This window comes from Sorangium sp. So ce204 (assembly GCF_051526795.1).
Classification (GTDB): Bacteria; Myxococcota_A; Polyangia; order Polyangiales; family Polyangiaceae; genus Sorangium; species Sorangium cellulosum_B.
Genome location: NZ_CP150317.1, coordinates 11,517,419 through 11,530,007, shown reverse-complemented (window position 1 = coordinate 11,530,007; position 12,589 = coordinate 11,517,419). Strand labels below are relative to the sequence as shown.

General features: G+C 71.0%; 10 protein-coding genes. 4 read left to right on the top strand and 6 right to left on the bottom strand.

Annotated elements, in window-relative coordinates; all coding sequences use genetic code 11:
• Window positions 1-48: 48 nt before the first annotated feature.
• The 3 genes from WMF22_RS43490 to WMF22_RS43480 are packed head-to-tail and all read left to right on the top strand — an operon-like array spanning window position 49 to window position 4,769.
• Entirely contained in the window at window positions 49-1,113 is a 1,065-nt protein-coding gene (locus WMF22_RS43490; RefSeq protein ID WP_438033536.1) for a hypothetical protein, read from the top strand.
• A 24-nt stretch (window positions 1,114-1,137) separates the two neighbouring features.
• Window positions 1,138-4,188, top strand: a complete 3,051-nt coding sequence (locus WMF22_RS43485; protein WP_438033535.1) for a BamA/TamA family outer membrane protein — start codon at window positions 1,138-1,140, stop codon at window positions 4,186-4,188.
• 59 nt (window positions 4,189-4,247) lie between these two features.
• Window positions 4,248-4,769 (top strand): hypothetical protein, encoded by a 522-nt coding sequence (locus WMF22_RS43480; RefSeq protein WP_437295785.1) that lies wholly within the window; start codon window positions 4,248-4,250, stop codon window positions 4,767-4,769.
• A 160-nt stretch (window positions 4,770-4,929) separates the two neighbouring features.
• Here the strand turns inward: WMF22_RS43480 and WMF22_RS43475 are convergent, their stop codons facing one another.
• The 4 genes from WMF22_RS43475 to WMF22_RS43460 form a co-directional block, all read right to left on the bottom strand.
• Window positions 4,930-5,109, bottom strand: coding sequence for a hypothetical protein (locus WMF22_RS43475; RefSeq protein ID WP_044967002.1), 180 nt, complete (start codon window positions 5,107-5,109; stop codon window positions 4,930-4,932).
• A 334-nt stretch (window positions 5,110-5,443) separates the two neighbouring features.
• Entirely contained in the window at window positions 5,444-5,695 is a 252-nt protein-coding gene (locus WMF22_RS43470) for a hypothetical protein (RefSeq protein ID WP_129354294.1), read from the bottom strand.
• A 479-nt stretch (window positions 5,696-6,174) separates the two neighbouring features.
• Window positions 6,175-7,458 (bottom strand): penicillin-binding transpeptidase domain-containing protein, encoded by a 1,284-nt coding sequence (locus WMF22_RS43465; RefSeq protein ID WP_437295784.1) that lies wholly within the window; start codon window positions 7,456-7,458, stop codon window positions 6,175-6,177.
• A gap of 181 nt (window positions 7,459-7,639) precedes the next feature.
• Window positions 7,640-9,085, bottom strand: coding sequence for a porin (locus tag WMF22_RS43460; RefSeq protein WP_438033534.1), 1,446 nt, complete (start codon window positions 9,083-9,085; stop codon window positions 7,640-7,642).
• A gap of 521 nt (window positions 9,086-9,606) precedes the next feature.
• On the opposite strand from WMF22_RS43460, the gene WMF22_RS43455 reads away from it, so the two are divergent.
• Window positions 9,607-10,722, top strand: a complete 1,116-nt coding sequence (locus WMF22_RS43455; RefSeq protein ID WP_437295782.1) for a PhoH family protein — start codon at window positions 9,607-9,609, stop codon at window positions 10,720-10,722.
• A 55-nt stretch (window positions 10,723-10,777) separates the two neighbouring features.
• Here the strand turns inward: WMF22_RS43455 and WMF22_RS43450 are convergent, their stop codons facing one another.
• Both WMF22_RS43450 and WMF22_RS43445 read right to left on the bottom strand, forming a co-directional pair.
• Window positions 10,778-11,401, bottom strand: a complete 624-nt coding sequence (locus WMF22_RS43450; protein ID WP_437295781.1) for a hypothetical protein — start codon at window positions 11,399-11,401, stop codon at window positions 10,778-10,780.
• Between the two features lie 78 nt (window positions 11,402-11,479).
• A complete protein-coding gene (locus tag WMF22_RS43445; protein ID WP_438033533.1) occupies window positions 11,480-12,145 on the bottom strand; it encodes a class I SAM-dependent methyltransferase in 666 nt (221 codons plus the stop codon).
• Window positions 12,146-12,589: the final 444 nt, after the last annotated feature.

Here is a 12,589-nt window from a genome sequence, read left to right as displayed (position 1 = left end):
CGCGAACTGCTCGCCGCGGCGCTCAATGCGCTCCAGTCGAACGGGGGGGTGTCGCCTGAGATCGAGGCGCTCGCCGAGCCGATAGCGCAGGCGATGGGCATCATGCACCGCATCGAGCGCTCCGGGGGTCAGGCCCTCGACGGCAGCGAGATCGCGCTCGGCCATGTGCGCGACGTCCTGAACCGCCTGCAGAGGATCACCGCGGCCGATCCGGTGGTGGACGTGCTGATGGAGCACGTCGCCTCCTCGCTGAGCAAGGTCAACGCGCTGAGCAGGGCGCAGGCCGCCGGTGCCTCCGCGCAGGCGCGTGCGCCCGTGGCGGCGGCCGCGCCTGCGCAGGTAGCGCCAGCGCCTGTAGCGGTGGCCGCGCCAGCGCCGGTTGCGCCTGTAGCGGTGGCCGCGCCAGCGCCTGCGCCGATAGCGGTGGCTGCGCCAGCGCCTGTAGCGGTGGTCGCGCCAGCGCCGGTTGCGGTGGCCGCGCCCGCGCCGGTTGCGCCAGCGCCGAGCGCGCCAGCGCCCGTCGTGGCGGTGGCCGCGCCCGCGCAGGTAGCGCATGCACCTGCAGCGGTGGCCGCGCCCGCGCCGTTCGCGCCTGTTCCCGCGGTGGCCGTGTCTGCGCCCCTCCAGCACACGCTCCCCTCGCCGCAGCAGCCGCGGCGTGCGCCGGCGCCCGCCTCGCCGTCCTCGCCCGCTTACCCCGCCGCGTCGCACCCGGCCGCGGACCCACGCGGCGCTCCGCCGTCCCAGGCCGTGCCGCAGCCCGTCGACCACCGCACGCACGCGGCGGTCGTCGATGTCGAGCTCGGCGCTCTGACGCCGTCGAATTTTTACAAGGGACTGGCGGGCAACGACGTCATCGAGCACGGGGGCATCTTCGTCGCGACCTACAAGATCCCGCCGACGGGCTCCGTCGTGACCCTGCGCGTCCGCCTGCCGGGCAACTACGAGTTCACCGCGCAGGCCGCGGTCCGGTGGACGCGCGAGGCAGGCGGCTCGAGGGACTCGGCCGAGCCAGGCTTCGGCGCCCGGATCACGCAGATCTCGGCGGAGGGCCGGCAGCTCGTGTCCCGGTTCACGCGCAACAGGGAGCCGCTCTTCTACGACGACCTCTGAGGTCGCCACGCCGCCTCGATCGTGGTGAACTCTTCTCCCGCGCGCGCCGGCTCGCGAGCGAGCCGGCCGCTCCACCGCGCAGCGTCCGTCCTCTCTGCCGTCGCCCTCGCGGCGCTGCTGCTCCTCGTTCCGCGGCCGGCCCGGGCGACGGGCGATCCCGATCTCGCCTTCTGGACGTTCGAGACCGCCCACTTCCGCGTGCACCATCCGCAGGGCCTCGAGCCCCTCGCGGCGCGCATCGCCTCGCTCGCCGAGACGATCTACGGGCGCGTCGAGGATGCGCTCGGCTACGCCCCGAAGGGCCGCACGGAGATCCTGATCACCGACGACTCCGAGATAGCGAACGGGTCGGCCGGCACGATCCCCTACAACTCGATCCACCTCCTCGCATCCGGTCCGGACGACCTGTCGACGCTCGGCGACTACGACGACTGGTACCTCGATCTCCTCACGCACGAGTTCACGCACATCGCGCACATCGACAACACCTCGGGGATCCCGGCGATCCTGAACGCGATCGTGGGCAAGACGTTCTCGCCGAACCAGGTGCAGCCGCGGTGGATCATCGAGGGGCTCGCCGTGGTGAGCGAGAGCCACCACTCGAGTGGTGGCCGGATGCGCTCGAGCATGTTCGACATGTACCTGCGCGCCGACGTGCTCGAGGACAACATCGCGCGGCTCGATCAGATCTCGAGCTCCGCGTACCGCTGGCCGCAGGGCAACCTCTGGTATCTCTACGGATCGAGGTTCCTGGGCTGGATCATCGACGTCTACGGGCCCAACACGATGCGCGCCGTCTCCGCCGACTACGGGGCGTCGCTCCTCCCGTGGGGGATCAACCGCGCCATCCGCCGCGTGACCGGCAGGACCTACGTCGAGCTGTACGAGGGCTGGAAGGACCACCTCCGCCGGCTCTACCGAGAGCAGATGGCGGCCGTCGAGGCGCGCGGGCTCCGCGAGGGCGCGCGGCTCACCTACCACGGGCGCAACGTGCTCTACCCGCGGTTCGTCCCGCCCGCCGCGCGCCGGACCGCTGCAGACGAGATCGTCTACTTCCGCGACGACGGCGGGGAGCGCCCCGGTATCTACCGCGTCCCCCTCGCCGCGCCCGCGCCCGGGGGCGAGCGCCGCGAAGCGCTGGTCGCGCGCACCAACGCGCCCTCGCGACCGGCGTTCACGCCGGCGGGTGACCTCGTCTTCACGGCGCTCCTGCCGTGGCGCAACCACTACTACCGAAACGATCTGATCTTGCTCCCGCGCGGCAAGGCGGCGCCCGACGGCGACGAGCCCTGGCGGCGCCGGTTGACGCACGGGCTCCGATCCGCGGCCCCGGACGTGAGCCCGACCGGAGATCTCGTCGCCTTCTCCCTCAACAGCAAGGGCACCCGCTACCTGGAGATCGCGCGGCTCTCCAGGGATGGCGCCCTGTCCGAGCGGCGCGATCTCGTCCCGAGCGCCCGCTTCGAGCAGGCCTACTCCCCGTCGTTCTCGCCCGACGGCAACCGCCTCGCGTACAGCGTCTGGACCGCGGGCGGCTATCGCGACATCCGCGTGGTGGACGTCGCCACCGGCGGCTTCCGGCAGGTGACGCGCGATCGCGCGACCGACATGAACCCCGTCTGGTCGCCCGACGGCGAGACGCTCTATTTCACCTCCGATCGCACCGGCATCCACAACGTCTACGCCTACGACGTCTCGTCCGGCGCGCTGCGCCAGGTCACGAACGTGAGACTCGGCGCCTTGCACCCGGCGATCAGCCCCGATGGCAAGACGCTTGTCTATGTTGGATATACCTCTCGGGGCCACGACCTCTTCGCCATGCCGCTCGATCCGGCGCGCTTCCTCCCGGCGCCGCCGCCCCCGGGCGATCGCCCCGATCCCGCCGCCGAGCCCTCGGCGGCGCGGCTCGAGCGCGTCCCTTACAACCCGCTTCCCACGCTCGCGCCGCGCGCGATCACGCTCGACTACGCGCCCGGGAGCTATGGCTCGAACGCGCTCACGGTGAGCGTGACCGGCACCGACATCGTCGGTCGCCACACGATCTTCGGCGAGCTCACCGTGCAGCCGGACGCGCCGGCCCCGAACGTCCTGCTCGGGTACAACTACGGCCGGCTGCCTGTCGATCTCGGCGTCCGCGTGTACCACAACATCTCGCCGCGCGGCGGCTACCGCCTCAACGGCCGAAACGTCGTCTACGACGAGCGAACGATCGGGATCTCCTCCGGCATCAGCTATCCGATCCGCGGCGAGTTCTCGCGGCATACCCTGAGCGCGTCGTTCGGCAGCGCCGCGTTCAAGGGGCAGCTCCCCGTCGGCGACAAGCTCGACCCGTACGCGCCCCGGACCATCCTCCCGCCGCGGGGCACCCTGAACCTCGCGCACCTCGGCTACGCATTCTCGAACGCCGAGGGCTCGCTCGACGCCGCCGGCGCGCCCCGCGGGGTGTCGCTGAGCGCTGGCCTCGATTACGCCGGCCCGGAGACGGGCAGCAGCTATACGACCTACGCGTTCTCGACGGGCCTCACCGCCTACGTCGCCATGCCCTGGTCAGGCGATCACACCCTCGCGTTCCGCGTCGCCGGGGCGGTGTCTGGCGGCAACTTCCCCCGGGGCGCCAGCTATGGCGTGGGCGGGTACGATCTCGAGAACCTCACCCTCGTCGACACATTGCTCACCGGGGTCACGAATAGCTCGTTCACGCTCCGCGGCTACGCGCCGGGCGCGATGTTCGGCCGCTCCTATTTCTCGCAGACGTTCGAGTACCGCGTGCCCCTCCTGAAACCCGACCGCGGCCTCGTGACGCTGCCGATCTACCTGCGCCGCGTCGACGCGAGCCTCTTCCTCGACCACGGCGGCGCATTCAACCGCTTCGAGATGGACGACCTCGCCCTCTTCACGCGGAAGAGCCTGCTCTACTCGCCCCAGCTGCACGCCTCGGTCGGCGGCGAGCTGTGGCTGAGCTTGAACATCGGGTACGTCCTCTCCTCGCAGCTGCGCTTCGGGTACGCCTATGGCCTGAGCGATCTCGCGATCCCCGGCGGTCAGCTCTACTTCGTCGCGACGAACTCGTTCTGAGCGCCGCGCGCCTGCTGGAAATTTTGCCCGCGCCGACCCCTTCGCCCAGGGTGCTCGGCATGCGCCGCGTCCTCCTCGCCCTGAGCCTCTTGCCCCTCGCCGGCTGCGGCATCGCCCCGAGCACGTCCCAGCGCCTCACCGAAGCGGCGCTCGAGATGAACACGGCTGCCCGGTTCGGCCGCATGGATGTCGCGCTCGAGCGCGTCGGCGCGAACGCGCGCCAGGATTTCATGAATCGTCACGCCGGGTGGGGCACCCGCCTCCGGGTCGTCGACGTGGAGTTCGGCGGCTTCGAGATGACCCAGCGCGAGGAAGCCGAGGTCTACCTCGACGTCCTCTGGCTGCGGAACGACGAGGCCACGGTCCGCAGCACCCGGGTCGCGCAGCGCTGGCGCGACGAACGGGGCCATTGGGAGCTCATCGACGAGGAGCGAAGGGAGGGCGACGCCGGGCTCCTCGGCGAGCCCCCGCCCAAGGAGCCCCAGCCCACGCAGAATGGGGCTGGCGATTCGGCGGGCGCGACCGACATGGGCCGGCAGCCCGGCCTGAGCCTGCACACGCGTGTGATTCGCGACGAGTGAGCGCCCCCGCTGGCGAGGTGTGCGGCCGCGCGCCGGGGGGCGCGACGGGCCGAGCACGACGCCGCCGTGCGAGGCCTGGGTGAGCGACGGGATCGCAACAGCGCGGCGATGCGACGGGTGGCGCGTGGTGCGCGGCCGATCGACCGCGCCTCGCACCCCATCAAGCAGCCGGCGAAGGGCTCGCGGGAGCGGCGCTCTTGGGAGCGCGGGGCTTCTTGGCCTTGCCAGCGACCTCCGCCGGGGCCTTCGCCAGCTTGCTGCGCTTGGCGCGCTCCTTCTTGGCAGCCTGCGCCTTGCGGCGCCTCATCTTCATCGACTGGCGGCGATCGCGCTTGCCCATCTGCTTCAATCTCCTCACGGTCGGGGGCGCGGCATCATGACGACAGCTCGCCAGGCGAGCCCCATCCTGCACCGGTGGATGGCCTACCGCGGGGCCCCTCAAAGGGAGCGGGACTGTGCCCAAGAGCGAATGGAAGCGCAAGGGGCAATGCGCGCGGAGATGCAGTTCTCGTGCTAGACGAGTGTGCAGTGCATCGCGCCGCCGTGAGGCGTTGACCTCCGCCTCCCCGCGCGGTCACGTCACAGTCACGTCAGTCACGTCAGAGGCGCGCGCTCGTTCTGAAGAACTGAAGGAACCGAAGGATCCGCGCCGCCTGGGTCGCACCTGGCAGGGCTCAGCCGCCGACCGCGCCGTCCAGCGCGACCTCGCGGCCGCGCACCTCGAGGCGGTACCGGGAGTTCACGGTCTCTATGTAGAAGACTTCGCGCCCAGCGAGGCGCAACACGCGCTTGACCGGCGTCGTGACATATTCATGCATTCCGTCGGAGAACTCGATGACGATGACCGAGCCTTTCCGTGGTGCACGGACGAGCCGGCCAACGACTGCGCGTGATCCCCGGCCGAGCTTGCGGAGCACAACCTGCACAACAGAGATGCTAGCACGCGGATCTCGGCCGAGCACAAGCTGCACAAGCAGCACCTCTCGCAACTAGGTCCCACCCTGGCCCAGGGTGTCCGGCTGCATCGGAGCGGTCCGGACCTTCGCGCCGCGGACGGCGAGCCGGCGGGAGGGCTCGCCCCCCGGGCGGAAAGTTTCCATGAATCGATCGCCGCCGCGGCGTTTACGATGAGCCTGCACACCTGCCAGCCACCAGGCAGGCACACGGGTCCGTGACGCACCGTCATCGCCGGATCCTGGTGAGGGCGGAAATCGAATGATTTCGGCCCTACGGAGGGCCTCGTGAAGGTTGCGCGGTGGTCTTCCTGACGGGCCGACGGTCCGCTGGCGTCGTCGGTCTCGAGGGAACCTCGCTGGGGGCACGGTGCCGCGTTCAGGTGCATCCGCGCAGCGCGGCGCCGCGATCGGCCTGGCGCGCTGCGGCTCGGCGGCTCGCCAGCCCCGCGTCAGCGGCGGTGGGCTGTCGCGCCGGTCCGGTTGTTCGGGTCGCTCACGCCGGGCGCGCCCTTGTCGGCGAAGTAGGTGCGGAGCATGTCGCAGGCGACGTTCGTCGCCTTGACCCGCCATTTCGCGCCGTTGGCGACCATCACGGAGATGGCGACCTCGGGCTTGCGGCTCGGCGCGAACCCGACGAACCAGGTGTAGAAGGGCCCCTCGGGCGTCGGCTTCGTGAGCGTTCCCGTCTTGCCCGCGACGCGGATATCCGGGAGGTAGGCGCGGCCGTTGCGATCATGGAACGAACGGTAGCTCGTGCCGTTATTCACCGTCGCCTCCATCATCGCGGTCACCGCGTTGGCCGTGCTCTCGTCCATCACCCGCTTGAGCACCTGGCGCTCGCTCGGGCCCTGGTAGATGTCGCCGATCTCGTCCTTGACGCTCGACACGACGTGGAGCCGGATCATCTCGCCGCCATTGGCGATCGTGGTCGCCAGGTTCGCCCCCTGGAACGGCGACAGCGTCGTGTTCCAGAAGCCCGCCGCGGTCCGCGCGAAGCCGAGATCGTCTTCCGGGAGCGAGATCGTGCTCGGCGCGACCTTCACGTCGAACGGCGTGTCCTGACCCCAGCCGAGCTTCTCGGCCACGGCGCCGAGCTTCTCTCGGTCGAGGTTCCTCGCGGCGAGCCGCGCGAACACCGTGTTGATGCTCCGGCCCATCGCCTGCGCGAGCGTCGCGCAGTACTTGTCGCGGCGCTTGTTGTCGACCATGTCCGCCGGCCGGATCGAGTGCTCGCCGCCCGAATAACACTGCTTGGTGTTCGGGCTCAGGCCCGCCTCGACGAGGGCGGTGCCGGTCACGACCTTGAAGACGCTCGCCGACGGCGCGGTGGCCTCTGCAGCGACGTCGTGCAGCGCCCCCTCGTTCACGTAGCTCGCCCAGACGAGCACCTTCCCGGTGCGGATATCGGTCATGACGACCGCGCCCTCCGGGACCCGGCCTGCCCGCAGGAAGCCGATCGCCGCCCGCTGGTACATCGGGTCGATGGTCAGCTCCGCGACGCGGTCGCCGTGCGCCGGCGCCGTGGGCGGGGTCTTCCGGTCGTCGATGCGCGTCAGATCGAGGTCCGTGAGCGGCGGCGGCGTCACGGTCCGCGTGATCGTCGGGCCCCCGGCGTTCGTCTTCTTGGCGAGCAGCCCCCCGAGCTGGACGTCGTGCTCGCGCAGCATGGGGAGGGTCACGGCCACGAGCCCCACGGCTGCACCGACGGCGATCCACTGACGCATGTCGCGCATGGCCCGACGGGTACCCCGCCGCGCTGTCCTGGGCCAAAATTGAGGCGCGCGACCTCGCCGGCGGGGCTTTGGCGCCGCGGGATGTGCGCGGCAGGGAATCCCGCCGGCGCGCTTCGTTGGAGGGCAAATGAACGAGGGCGCGGCTGGGGCTCCGCGCCGCGCGGGGACGGGACGCGGGGAGCTAGAAGGACAGGCCGACCCGGGCGCCGAGCTCGTGCAGCGCGTGCGCGTCGGTCCGCTTCAAGGTGTTGCCCGGCACCCGGAGGAGGTTCTCGTCGGAGCCGCTGCCCGGCGTCAGGTATGCGTTGTAATTCACGCTGAGCCGCACGTTCTTCGTGTGCCAGTAGTTGGCGGCGAGGCCGACCTGCATGACGTTGAGGTCGGTGCCCGGACCGCCCTCGGCGCCCGGCGTGTTCTCGTCGTACGCGCCGCCCCGGGACGCGCCGTCGTAGGTCGCGTTGATCCCCGCGAGCAGCGCCGCGACCTCGAGCCCCGACTTCGGCTTCTCGGGCTCCTTCGTCAGATCGACCTTCACGGGGCGCGGGCTGTACCCCGGATCCCCGGTGACGAAGGCGTCGCCCACGGGCCACGCAGAGAGCTGCACGTACCAGCCGAGGCCCTTCACCTGGCCGAGCCGCTCGGTGTGCGCGAGCTGATAGCCCTCCACGGCCTCGCGGGTGTTGTTCGCGAGGTAGTAGGCCTCGGCCCGGAGCTCGACCCTCTTGATCGGCAGCCGGAGCTCGCCGCCGATCGCGTTCTGCGTGCTCGACGGGATGACGTGGATCTGCCGCCCGAGCGAATCCTTGTAGCCGCCGCTCCAGAGCGTGTAGCCGTGCCCGGTCCTGATGGGCGCGTAGTCGTAGCCCACGTAGTCCTGGTCGCGCTCCCCGTGCTGCGCGCTGAGGCCGATCTGCGCCTTGGCGAGCAGCCCCTTCTTGTCGCCGGCGAACGGGCGCGCGAACACGCGGCCGATGAAATCGACATCGCCGTCGACGCCCGGCCGGTTCTGGCCGTCACCGGCGACCACGCTGAGCCCGTAGAAGAACATCTTGTCGGCGACGTCGCCCCACGCCATCAGCCCGATGCTCTTGCCCTCGGGGTGGGCGAAGCTCCGCATCGCGATGTTGCGCTCCATGAACGTGATGGCGTTGCTGCTCGACTGGATCTCCATCCCGAAGGGGGAGTTGAACTGGCCGAGCATGAAGTTCAGCGCCGGCATGACGGAGTAGTTGATCCAGAAGTCGGCGAGCGCGGCGTTCGCGCTCGTGCTCTGGACAGCGGCGAAGCGCGCGGTCTCGGCCGTCGGCTCAGCGCCCGCCGACGCCGCGGATACCTCGGTCTTGCCGTTGGCATTCCCGAGCGCCTGGCCGCCGAAGTCGACGTCGAGCTTGAACGACCAGCGCTTCAGGAACTCGCCGTCGAACTCCAGCCGGGCGCGACGGGCGAAGAAGCGCGGCTGCAACGCGTTCCCTCCGTCCGCCGCCTTCACATCCGAGACCCCGCTGCCGAAGCTGCTGACGAAGTCGAGCTGCAGCCGCCCCTTCGGGTACAGCCGGAAGGTGTCGTTGGCGTCCCGGAGGAAGAAGCCGCCGTGCCAGCCGGCGAGCGGCTGCCGCTCTTCTTTCACGATGGCGGCACCGGCGGTCGGCGCGAACACCTGCGCAGGCGGAGGAGGCGGCGGCGCCGCGGTCGGTGCCGCTCCAGGGGGCGGGGGCGGCGGCAGCTGCTCTGCGGGCGGCGGTGCGTCGGGCGGCGGTGCGGGCGTCGGAGCGGCAGCGGCAGCGGGCGGAACCGCGTCGGCAGGAGCCGCCGGGGCAGCGGCCGGAGGCGGCGGCGGGGCAGGTTGCGCTGGGCCCTGGGGTCCAGGCTGTGCTAGCGCCGAAAGGCTCGACAGCGTAACAGTCATGCCCAGCAGCGCCGATGTAGCTAACCTCATGCAGTTCTCCCTGTGTGCGGCTCGCCCGCTCGCCGGATCTCGCATGCACTGCGACGCGAAATTATGACCAGGACGTTACGATTCTGTGTAAGCCATACGGCGAGCGAGCGCGACATTCGAGCCAGAGGTGAGCCGCGTCAAGGTCCTGCTCATGGAGCGGCGGCACGTGCCGGCGACGGAGCGCCGGGGCAGAGGCGGGGAAGGATCACGGGATGACGACCAGCGTGCGGATCACGGCGGATGTCGAGGTGCTCGACAACAGCACCCTGGTGGCCCTCGCCGGGCCGGGGAACGAGCATCTCAAGCTCATCGCGCGCACTCTTGGCATCGAGTCGGGCATTCGAGGCAACACGATCCGGCTCGCCGGGGACGCCGACAAGGTCGCGCTCGCCGAGCGGTGCCTGGCGGAGGCCGCGCAGATGTTGAGGAGCGGCGTGGTCCTCGATCCCCAGGACTACGTGCGCGGCGTGCAGGCGCTCCGGGACGACCCGGGGATGACCTTGCGGGAGCTGTTCGAGGACGTCGTCCTCATCTCGGCGCGCCGCCGTCCTATCTCGGCGAAGGGGCTGGCGCAGAAGCGCTACATCCAGGCGATCCGATCGCACGACATGACGTTCGGCATCGGGCCGGCGGGGACGGGCAAGACCTACCTCGCGATGGCCATGGCGGTGCATGCGCTGCTCGAGCGCCGCGTGAAGCGGATCATCCTGACCCGTCCTGCCGTCGAGGCGGGAGAGCGGCTCGGCTTCCTCCCCGGCGATCTCGCCGAGAAGGTGAATCCTTACCTGCGCCCGCTCTACGACGCGCTCCATGACATGATGGATGCGGACAAGGCGCAAGGCCTCGTGACGCGCGGTCAGATCGAGGTCGCGCCGCTGGCCTTCATGCGCGGCCGCACGCTCAACGATTGCTTCGTCATCCTCGACGAGGCGCAGAACGCGACGAGCGACCAGATGCGCATGTTCCTCACCCGCCTCGGCTACGCCTCCCGCGCCGTGGTGACGGGCGACGTCACGCAGGTCGATCTCCCGCACGGCGCGCGCAGCGGCCTCGCGGAGGCGCGCGAGCTGCTCGCGGGGATCGAGGGGATCGCGATCTGCTCGTTCACCGAGGTCGACGTCGTGCGCCACCCGCTCGTGCAGCGGATCATCGTGGCGTACGAGCAACGGGACGCCGAGGTGGCGCGCCAGCGCGAGGAGCGGCGGGCGGAGGCGGGTCGCGGCGGCGCGCGCGGCGGCGCAGCGGGAGAGGCCGGGCCTGCGCCGCAGCAGGAGCCGCAGGGCCGCGCGCCAGCAGGCGAGCCGGGAGGAGCCGGCGCGGCGGGCTGACGCGCGACCCAGCCGGGCGAGACGCCGGCGTCGACGTCTCGCCCGGCTGCGCTGATCATTTCTTCTTCAGCTCGATGGGGGACTCGCGCACGAGGAGGGCATCGGGCCCGGTCACCCGGATCCTGCCGTGGATGACGTTCTCCTTCAGCTCGCCGACCAAGACGCCGGTCATCGCGTTCGGCGCCCGCGGATCGTCGGGGAAGACCGACGCGCGGACCATGCCGTCCTCGGCCTTTCCCACGAGCGTCGCGTCGCCGAGCGCCCCCTTCGCGGTGCCCTTCAGCTCACCGCTCGGCTCGATGGTCAGCGTCACCGTCCCGGGGCCTGTGACCTGCTTCCCGTCGTCCTTCTGGCGCGCGGCGTCCTTGACCTTCGGGGGCATCACGACGCTGCCCTTCTTGGCGTCGTAGCGCCCCTCCCATGTCCCTTGCCATGCGGGCGTGCCCTTCGGCTCGCCCGCGTCTCCCGGCGCGCCTGCGCCCGGGGGCTCTGCTGCGGCCGAGCTGGCCGCGGGCGGCGCGAGCCCCGCGCTCGGCTGAGGCGGCGGGGGCGCGGGCCGCTCCGGCTCGCTCGGGCGAGGCGGGCCCTCCTCGCATGCCGCGAGGACGACGGCGAAGGACAGGAAGAGCGCGCGGGCAACGCCGCGCGCCCGGCGAGCTCGTGTTCCGGTGGCGTTCACGTGGACGCTTTTATTACGAGCCGGGCTGGCCGTCGCGTCGATTTGACATGCCCCGGACCAGCGCGCGGCGCCTTCGGATCAGCAGGCCCTGCGGAACGCGAGGGTCCAGTGCCGGTCGCTCGTCACCTGCGCGCATTCGGGGGGAATCCGGAGCGAGCGCAGCACCTCGCGCACCTCGTCGAGCGAGAGCGCCGCGCGCAGCGACGCGTCGAAGAGGGCTCGCTGGTACGCGGTGTCGTTCGCTGCGTACGTGTCGACGAGGGCGGCGACCGACGCCTCGTCTTCCGGACGGACCAGGTCCCGCACGAACAGGAGCCCGCCGGGCTGGAGGACGCGGAGCATCTCGCGCAGCACCTGCGCTGGCTCCGGGACGTGGTGGACGATGCTGTTCGAGAGCACGGCTGAAAATGTCTCATCCGGTTCGGGCAGCGCCTTGGCATCCACGAGCGCGAGCGCGATGGCCTCGGTGAGCCCGGCCTGCTCGACATGGCGGCGCCCGAGATCGAGCATCGCCGCGGAGAGATCGATCGCCTTGATCCGCGCGGCGGGGGCGCGCCTGCAAAGCTCGATGGGCAACAGGCACGTCCCTGTGCCGACGTCGAGGGCGTATGCGAGACCGGGGTTGTGGGAGAGGAGCGCGTCGCAGAACGCCGTGTTCACGGCGGCGTGGTCCATGCTGTCGTAGGCCCGCGCGTCCTCGTCGGTATCCATGACCTCTGGCTCGAGCACGCGCACCAGTGACATGCGCGCATCCTTCTCCGCGGCCGAAGCGCGTGTCAACCGATTGTCGGCGGCTGGTCAATCTCGGCCGCCGGTCGGGCGGAGCTCTAGCGGGGGCGGGGTGGACCCTGGGCGTCGTAGATATGGACAGGAAGGCGTTTGAAGAAGTCGAGGCGGCGCCGGCCGGCTCCCCGCCTCGTCCTCCTCCCATTGGAGCAGGCGCCAATGTCGTAGAGGACGTGCCCCCACGGTGGACGCGCGGACGCGCGGACTCGCGAGCGCGGGGGCCGAAGGCTGAGCTCTCTCGGAAAGGCTCGATCGGAGAGGCCGGAGACGACGATGAGCGCGCCTCCGCGCTCCGCCATGTAACGAGGTGTCTTGCGGGATGAGCCTGAGCCGCGCGTGCACACCGGTCCGCCGGACACGACGGCCTTCAGGCGCCTACCCCGCGGGAGCCGCGGGCGGCGG

What these genes read in the sequence shown, in the direction of transcription:
- WMF22_RS43465 (WP_437295784.1), bottom strand. Translation starts at nt 7,458, where the DNA reads ATGCGCGACATGCGTCAGTGGATCGCCGTCGGTGCAGCCGTGGGGCTC.
- WMF22_RS43475 (WP_044967002.1), bottom strand. Translation starts at nt 5,109, where the DNA reads ATGGGCAAGCGCGATCGCCGCCAGTCGATGAAGATGAGGCGCCGCAAG.
- WMF22_RS43445 (WP_438033533.1), bottom strand. Translation starts at nt 12,145, where the DNA reads ATGTCACTGGTGCGCGTGCTCGAGCCAGAGGTCATGGATACCGACGAG.
- WMF22_RS43455 (WP_437295782.1), top strand. Translation starts at nt 9,607, where the DNA reads ATGACGACCAGCGTGCGGATCACGGCGGATGTCGAGGTGCTCGACAAC.
- WMF22_RS43480 (WP_437295785.1), top strand. Translation starts at nt 4,248, where the DNA reads ATGCGCCGCGTCCTCCTCGCCCTGAGCCTCTTGCCCCTCGCCGGCTGC.